General features: G+C 61.5%; 6 protein-coding genes and 2 tRNA genes. 3 read left to right on the top strand and 5 right to left on the bottom strand.

Going from position 1 to position 6,190, the window contains the following annotated elements; genetic code table 11:
* The 3 genes from J9889_RS20220 to J9889_RS20210 form a co-directional block, all read right to left on the bottom strand.
* The coding region (locus J9889_RS20220; RefSeq protein ID WP_210557887.1) for a GTP-binding protein at positions 1-380 on the bottom strand (380 nt) is incomplete at its 3' end.
* A gap of 172 nt (positions 381-552) precedes the next feature.
* Positions 553-627, bottom strand: a tRNA-Gly gene (locus J9889_RS20215).
* A gap of 38 nt (positions 628-665) precedes the next feature.
* A tRNA-Tyr gene (locus J9889_RS20210) sits at positions 666-750 on the bottom strand.
* Positions 751-1,013: 263 nt separating this feature from the next.
* On the opposite strand from J9889_RS20210, the gene coaA reads away from it, so the two are divergent.
* Positions 1,014-1,952, top strand: a complete 939-nt coding sequence (gene coaA / locus J9889_RS20205) for a type I pantothenate kinase (protein ID WP_210557885.1) — start codon at positions 1,014-1,016, stop codon at positions 1,950-1,952.
* A gap of 76 nt (positions 1,953-2,028) precedes the next feature.
* Here the strand turns inward: coaA and birA are convergent, their stop codons facing one another.
* A complete protein-coding gene (gene birA, locus J9889_RS20200; RefSeq protein WP_210557883.1) occupies positions 2,029-2,994 on the bottom strand; it encodes a bifunctional biotin--[acetyl-CoA-carboxylase] ligase/biotin operon repressor BirA in 966 nt (321 codons plus the stop codon).
* Positions 2,991-4,028, bottom strand: a complete 1,038-nt coding sequence (gene murB / locus J9889_RS20195; RefSeq protein WP_210557881.1) for a UDP-N-acetylmuramate dehydrogenase — start codon at positions 4,026-4,028, stop codon at positions 2,991-2,993. Before murB ends, birA begins: the two co-directional genes overlap by 4 nt.
* A gap of 125 nt (positions 4,029-4,153) precedes the next feature.
* On the opposite strand from murB, the gene J9889_RS20190 reads away from it, so the two are divergent.
* On the top strand, positions 4,154-4,807 hold the full coding sequence (locus J9889_RS20190; protein ID WP_010675965.1) for a TrkA family potassium uptake protein: 654 nt from the start codon (positions 4,154-4,156) through the stop codon (positions 4,805-4,807).
* Positions 4,804-6,159 carry a TrkH family potassium uptake protein gene (locus J9889_RS20185; RefSeq protein WP_210557879.1) on the top strand — a complete coding sequence of 452 codons (1,356 nt, stop codon included), beginning with the start codon at positions 4,804-4,806 and terminating at the stop codon, positions 6,157-6,159. The genes J9889_RS20190 and J9889_RS20185 overlap by 4 nt, the downstream gene beginning before the upstream one ends.
* The last annotated feature ends 31 nt before the right edge of the window (positions 6,160-6,190 follow it).

The following is a 6,190-nucleotide window of genomic DNA, read 5'->3' as shown; positions in this document are numbered from 1 at the left end:
CCTACCTGACGACCCAGCAGGATGTGCTCACGAGTCTGCGGCATCGGGCCGTCAGTCGCTGCTACTACCAGGATTGCGCCGTCCATCTGGGCAGCACCGGTGATCATGTTTTTAACGTAGTCGGCGTGACCCGGGCAATCTACGTGGGCGTAGTGGCGGGTTGCAGTGTCGTATTCTACGTGGGAGGTGTTGATGGTGATACCACGCTCACGCTCTTCCGGTGCCTTGTCGATCTGGTCGAAGGCGAAAGCTTTACCACCGAAGTGCTTGGCCAGCACGTTGGTGATGGCGGCGGTCAGGGTGGTTTTACCGTGGTCAACGTGGCCGATGGTACCCACGTTAACGTGCGGTTTATTACGCTCAAATTTTTCTTTAGACATGATCGTCCCTCTAAACTAACGCTGAGTACGCGGTGGCAAGCTAACCACAGAACAGTTTATATGATGGATTTGAATCAAGGGGAGTAGAGAGGTTGGTACTGACAGGCTGGTTCGATTGCCGAACTCACCCTAAGGTGTGGCTCTCAGAATTACCTGAGCCATATCAGCATCTTGGAGCGGGCAGCGGGAATCGAACCCGCATCATCAGCTTGGAAGGCTGAGGTAATAGCCATTATACGATGCCCGCATTTCTCTAACCCAAAGAACTCAAACCGCAGAGAAATATGGTGGAGGGAGAAGGATTCGAACCTTCGAAGGCAGAGCCGTCAGATTTACAGTCTGATCCCTTTGGCCGCTCGGGAACCCCTCCAGTTGCATAAATGCCACAACGGTAATTCTGCTTGCACCCGTTGTTTTTGTCGCTTTTGCTGGGCAAATAGACGACAGACATCCAAGCGTCGCGCATTTTATGGTAAGGATTTTGGGGATGCAACCATTGCACCTTGCAAAATGTGCATTTATGCCGGGATCCAGGCAAAAAAACGCTCCTTCTCCGTCCCGACCGGACGCGTCCCTTGTCGCTCCCGATCCCTTGGTGTATGGTCGCCCTGCCCAAGAAACAGTGATGACACCATGACGACAGAGCATAACCCCTATTTGCAATTCACCCGCGAACAATGGGCGTTATTGCGCGATGCGGTCCCCCTGACCCTGACCGAGCACGATCTGCAGACCCTGCGCGGGATCAACGAGAAGGTGTCATTGCGGGAAGTGGAAGAGATCTATCTGCCCCTCTCCCGTCTCCTCAATCTCTACGTCAAGGCCAAGCAGCGCCGCAGCCGGGTGCTGGAGCAGTTTCTCGGTCAGTCCCGCGGCAAGGGCACCTATATCATCAGCATCGCCGGCAGCGTGGCGGGGGGCAAGAGCACCACGGCCCGTATCCTTCAGGCATTGCTGGAGCGCTGGCCGGAGCACCCCAGGGTGGAGCTGGTCACCACCGACGGCTTCCTGTTTCCCAACAAGGAGCTGGAAGCCCGTGGCCTGATGCGTCGCAAGGGATTCCCCGAGTCTTATGACATCCGCCATCTGGTGGAGTTTGTCGCCAATATCCGCACCGGCCACGAGAAGGTCGAGGCCCCCGTCTACTCCCACCTGATCTATGACATCCTGCCCGACGAGAAGAAGGTGGTGGAGCAGCCGGACATCCTGATCCTGGAGGGGCTCAATGTGCTGCAAAGCGGCATGGACTATCCCCAGGACCCCCATCGTGTGTTCGTGTCGGACTTCGTCGACTTCTCCATCTATGTGGATGCTGACGCCGAGCTGCTGCGCACCTGGTACATCGATCGTTTTCTCAAATTCCGCAGCGGCGCCTTCTCGGATCCCGACTCCTATTTCCACCACTACGCCAAGCTGGCCGAGAGCGAGGCGACCGAGATCGCCAACAACATCTGGCAGGATATCAACTACCTGAACCTGCAAGAGAACATCTTGCCGACCCGGGAGCGGGCCAACCTCATCCTCACCAAGGGCAACGAGCACGCCATCGAGCAGATCAAGCTGCGCAAGTGACCACTGTCGCAATGCATACATGGAAGAGGGGGCCCGCAGGCCCCCTCTTCCATTCAGTCGTCATGAGCGTATGGGTTCAGTCCCCCCGCCGCAGGGAGAGCTCCCCTCCCAGATAGAGCTTGAGCCCCTCTTCCGTCTCCAGACGCAGGGCTCCGCGTTCGTCGATCCCCCGGGCAATCCCGCGGATCACCTGCTCTCCCATCAGCAGCTTCACCGGCTGGCCGGCGAAGTGGTCGAGCCGGTTCCAGCTCTCGACGAAACTCGCCAGCCCCGTCTGTTCGAAGGTCTGCATGGCCTGCTGCAGGTGCAGCAGCACGCAGGCGGCCAGCTCGTTGCGATCCACCAGCTCGGGCTGGATATGGCGCAGCTCGGACCAGGCCTGATCGATCTTCTCTCCCTCCCGACTCGGCATCGCCAGATTGAGGCCGACCCCGATCACCAGATGGCAGCTGGCGCCGGCGCTGCCGCTCATCTCCACCAGGATGCCTGCCAGCTTGCGGCCCTGATAGTAGAGATCATTGGGCCACTTGAGCTCAACTCCCGGATAACCGAGGGACTCCAGTGCCTGCACCACGGCCACCCCGACCGCCAGACTCAGCCCCATGGCCGCCGCCATGCCCTGCTCCAGCCGCCAGTACATGCTCAGGATCACCTGGCAACCGAAGGGAGAAACCCAGGGTTTGCCACGGCGTCCCCGCCCGGCGGTCTGGCACTCGGCCAGACAGCTCTCCCCGGATCTCAGGGTGTTGACACGCTCCAGCAGGTACTGGTTGGTGGAGTCGATGACAGGGAAGCAGTGCACCGGTGCCATCGGTGCCTCTGCCTGCAGCCGCCCCTCGTCATAGAGGGCCATGGGCACCGCCAGCCGATAGCCCTTGCCGGTCAGGCTGAAGAGATCCAGCCCCAGATCCTTGAGCGCGGCCATGTGCTTGCTCACCGCCGCCCGGCTGATGCCAAGGCGCTCGCCCAGCTGCTCGCCGGAATGAAACTGACCATCGCTGAGCAGGGTGATCAGAGTCTGTCTGACGGGGGTCAGGGTCATGCCAGTACCTCGTCGAGCCAAGTTTCACCCAGGCGCCCAATGAAGCGCACCTCGTGTTCCAGCACCACACCGAACTGGTGCTCCACGCTGTCGCGGACATGGGCCGCCAGCGCGATGAGCTCCATGGCGCTTGCGCCCCCCAGATTGACCAGCACCAGCGCCTGCTCCTGATGGACGGCGGCACGACCGATGGCAAACCCCTTGAGACCGCACTGATCGATGAGCCAGCCAGCCGCCAGCTTGGCCTGCCCTTCTGCTGCGGGGTAGCAGGGCATCTGCGGGTATTGCTGTTTCAGGGTCTCGGCCAGGGCGGCGGGCACCACAGGGTTTTTGAAGAAACTGCCCGCGTTGCCCAGCACCGCCGGATCCGGCAGCTTGGCCATGCGGGTGGCACAGACGGTGTCGAAGATGGCCTGTGGCGAAGGGGCATCCCCCAGCGCCGCCAGCGGGCCATAACCGGCGACCGGACGCCATGCCTTGGGCAGGCGCAGACCGACGGCGGTGATGAAGTGGGAGTCCTGATAGTCGTGCTTGAAGATGCTGTCACGGTAACCGAACCGGCAGTCGGCCGCCGCGATGCGCGCAACCTCGCCACTCTGCCAGTTGAACGCCTCCACGTAGGCACAGACGCTGGCCAGCTCGACCCCGTAGGCACCGATGTTCTGTACCGGGGCCGCCCCGACCGTCCCGGGAATGAGTGCCAGGTTCTCCAGCCCGTGCCAGCCCTGTTGCAGGGCGTGGCATACCAGCTCGTGCCAGTTTTCACCTGCCGCCACGTGCAGCAGCCAATGCTCGGACTCCTCGTGCAGCGTGATCCCTTTCAGGCCGTTGTGGACCACCAGACCGGCAAAGTCATCGCAGAACAGGATGTTGCTTCCTCCTCCCAGCACCAGACGCGGCAAGGGGGCCAACTCCGGGTTGGTCCGCAGCTGCGCGAGATCATCCGGCCCGGTCACATCGGCCAGCCAGAGGCAGTGTGCGTCCAGGCCCAGAGTATTGAGGGTCGACAGGGAGGCGTGGGGGGTGAGTTTCATCTGTGTGTTCCGACAAGGACAAGGGCGCAGTTTACCCCAGATCCCCCGGGACAAAAAACCCGGACACTTTTCGGACTCACGGCGCTGGAGTAGAGTAATCCCTTCATCCCGCTGAGGAAGCATGCATGAACAATCAATTCGCCGTCATCGGCCTGGGCCTGTTTGGCAGCGCCTTGTGCGAAGAGTTGCAGCGCCAGAATGCCGAGGTACTGGCCATCGACATCGACGAGAGCAAGACCCGCCAGATAGCCACCCTCTGCAACCACGTCATCGTGGCCGATGCCACCGACGAGGCCACGGTCGCCGAACTGGGCCTGGCGAATTTCGACATCGTCTTTGTCGCCATCGGCGACAACCTGGAGACCAGCATCCTGACCACGCTGGTGCTGAAAGAGGCGGGCGTGAAGAAGGTCTGGGTCAAGGCCCGCGACAAGTTCCACGCCAAGATCCTGCAGAAGGTGGGCGCGGACAAGGTGATCAACCCGGAGTGGGACATGGGCCGCCGGGTAGCCCAGAGCATGCTGGACAACCGGCTGTTCGACTACCTGGAGCTGGGTCACGACATGGTGCTGACCGAGTTCGTGATCGGCTTGCAGCAAAACACCCGCACCCTGGCCGACTTGCGCCTGCTGCAGCAAAGCGATTTCCAGCTGCTGGCCATCAAGCGGGGTGAGGTGCTGCACAACGTCCTGACCGGCAAGATGGAGCTGCAACTCGGTGATATCCTGATCCTGGCCGGCAACAAGCACGCCATCGATCACTGGCTCGACACCCTATGATCAACTGGCGCAGCAACTACGCCTTCACCCTGCATCGGGAAGACAATTCCCGCTGGAGCGAGGCCAAGCTCATCCTGGGCAGTTTCCTCATCATCCTGCTGGTCGGCACCCTGTTTCTGGTCCAGCCCTCCAGCCACAAGGGTGAGGTCACCGTCATCAACGCCCTGTTCACCGCCACCTCCGCCATCAGCGTGACCGGCCTCGGGGTGGTGGATACCGGCACCGCCTTCACCCTGCAGGGGCAGATCATCCTGTTGATATTGATGGAGATTGGTGGTCTCGGCCAGATGACCATGACACTGCTGCTCATCGCCATGTTCAGCAAGCGGGTCGGGCTGCGCCAACAGGTGCTGGCCAAGGAGGCGCTGGGCCAGGAGGGATCCGTCAACATCGTCCAGCTGGTGAAGCGCATCGTCCTGTTCGCCCTGATTGCCCAGCTGATCGGCACCGCCATCATGGCCATTCGCTGGGTGCCCGACATGGGCTGGGGCCACGGCCTCTACGTCAGCTTCTTCCACGCGGTGTCAGCTTTCAACAACGCCGGCTTCTCGCTGTTTGCCAACAACCTCATGGACTACCGGGATGACCCCATCATCAGCCTGACCATACCGGCCCTGCTGATCCTGGGGGGGGTAGGCTTCACCGTCATCGTCGACCTGGTGCGCAACCGCCGCTGGCGCAAGCTGAAACTGCACAGCAAGCTGATGCTGCTGATGACCCCTGCCCTGCTGCTGCTGGGGACCCTGATTTTCTGGCTGCTGGAGCACAACAACCCGGGCACCCTGGGCAACGCCTCCTTCGGGAGCCAGTGGCTGGCCGCCTTCTTCCAGTCGGCCACCGCGCGCACGGCGGGCTTCAACACGGTGGATATCGGCCAGATGGTGCCGGCCTCCCTGCTGTTCATGATGATGCTGATGTTCATCGGTGCCGGGGCAACCTCGACCGGGGGCGGTATCAAGGTCACCACCTTTGCCGTCGTCCTGCTGGCGACCCGGGCGTTTCTGACCAAGCGCCCCCATGTCACCGCCTTCGGCCGCACCCTGTCACCCCAGATAGTGACCCGCTCCCTGGCCATCATCATCGTCAGTACCATGGTGCTGATGCTGGCGATGTTCCTGCTGATGCTCACGGAGTCGCAACCCTTCGACAAGATCATGTTCGAGACCATCTCGGCCTTTGCCACCGTGGGTCTGTCCACCGGCATCACCGCCTCACTGAGCGAGCCGGGCAAGCTGATCCTGGTGCTGGTGATGATCTGTGGCCGTCTGGGGCCCCTCACCCTGGCCATCATGCTGGCCCGTCCGGTGGAGACCCGCATCCGTTATCCGGAAGAGAGCGTCTACACGGGGTAAGCCATCCCATCCATACAAGAGGGGCCTCCGG

Origin of the sequence: Aeromonas sp. PrichA-15, assembly GCF_017939245.1 — a bacterium.
Classification (GTDB): Bacteria; Pseudomonadota; Gammaproteobacteria; order Enterobacterales; family Aeromonadaceae; genus Aeromonas; species Aeromonas caviae.
This window is presented reverse-complemented; position numbering and strand designations above follow the sequence as displayed.

Excerpts from the sequence above, each read along its gene's own strand:
- murB (WP_210557881.1), bottom strand. The coding sequence starts at position 4,028 with ATGAAACTCACCCCCCACGCCTCCCTGTCGACCCTCAATACTCTGGGC.
- J9889_RS20185 (WP_210557879.1), top strand. The coding sequence starts at position 4,804 with ATGATCAACTGGCGCAGCAACTACGCCTTCACCCTGCATCGGGAAGAC.
- birA (WP_210557883.1), bottom strand. The coding sequence starts at position 2,994 with ATGACCCTGACCCCCGTCAGACAGACTCTGATCACCCTGCTCAGCGAT.
- J9889_RS20190 (WP_010675965.1), top strand. The coding sequence starts at position 4,154 with ATGAACAATCAATTCGCCGTCATCGGCCTGGGCCTGTTTGGCAGCGCC.
- coaA (WP_210557885.1), top strand. The coding sequence starts at position 1,014 with ATGACGACAGAGCATAACCCCTATTTGCAATTCACCCGCGAACAATGG.